Origin of the sequence: Pseudonocardia kujensis (assembly GCF_021283305.1) — a bacterium.
Lineage (GTDB): Bacteria > Actinomycetota > Actinomycetes > Mycobacteriales > Pseudonocardiaceae > Pseudonocardia > Pseudonocardia kujensis.
Window position 1 is genome coordinate 1 of record NZ_JAJSOK010000160.1, and the last position, 1086, is coordinate 1086.

Here is a 1086-nt window from a genome sequence, read left to right on the forward strand (position 1 = left end):
CTAGCTGTTCTGCCCGGAGAGGTTGGGGACGCGGCTGGCGGGTGGGTGGCCGCCGATTCCGGTGTGTGCGCGGTGGTGATTGTAGAAGTGCAGCCAGCCGGGTAGGGCGGCTCGACGCTCGGACTCGGTCCGGTAGGGGCGGGCGTAGGCCCATTCGTCGAGCAGGGTGCGGTGGAAGCGTTCGACCTTGCCGTTGGTCTGGGGCCGGTAGGCGCGGGTGCGTTTGTGGCTGATCCCGGCCGCGGCGAGCTGCTCGCGCCAGAGCCGGGAGCGGTAGCAGGCCCCGTTGTCGGTCAGTACCCGTGCGACCGGCACGCCGGCGGCGGCGAAGAACGCCTGGGCACGGGCCCAGAACGCCACCGCGGTCTCCCGGCGCTCGTCGGTGTGGATCTCGGTGTAGGCCAGCCGGGAGTGGTCATCGAGCGCGGTGTGCAGGTAGGCATAGCCGACGCCGCGGGCCCGGTTGCGCTTGCCCTCGGCGCGGCCCAGGACGCGGTGCCCGCCCCCGTCGGGGATGTTGCCCAGCTTCTTGACATCGACGTGGACCAGGTCGCCGGGGTGGGGGTGCTCGTAGCGGCGCACGACCGGACGGCGGATCAGCTGCCCGGTGGCGCGGTCGAGCTCGGCTAGCCGCGGCAGCCCGAAGCGGCGCAGGACCCGGTGCACGGTCGAGGCCGCGATCCGCAGCAGCGCGGCGATGGGGCCGGGCCCCAGCGGCGAGTCACCCGGACCTTGATGATCCGCCGCTCCAGGCGGGTCGGGGTCCGGCGCGGGCTGTGGTGCGGGCGGCTGGAGCGGTCGACCATACCGGCCTCGCCGTGGAGCCGGTAGCGGTCGGCCCAGCGCTTCGCCGTGGTCACGGCGACCTGGAATCGTTCCGCGGCCCGGCGCAGCGGCCAGCCGTCGTCGACGACACACCTGGCCAGCCGCAGACGGCCGGTCTCGGACAGCGGGCATTACGGTGGGGCATGAGGGCCTTCCAGGTCGCCGGTGCAGATGTCGCAATCCACACCGGACCTGGAGGCCCTCACCTACATCAAGATCATCCCAGCCGTGTCGCCGTACTCAACCTCCGTGAGCAGTACA

Annotated in this window: 1 pseudogene; it reads right to left on the reverse strand. The window is 72.3% G+C overall.

Annotated features, from left to right (window positions below):
• Window positions 1-970, reverse strand: a pseudogene (locus tag LWC35_RS38795) (IS481 family transposase).
• Window positions 971-1086: the final 116 nt, after the last annotated feature.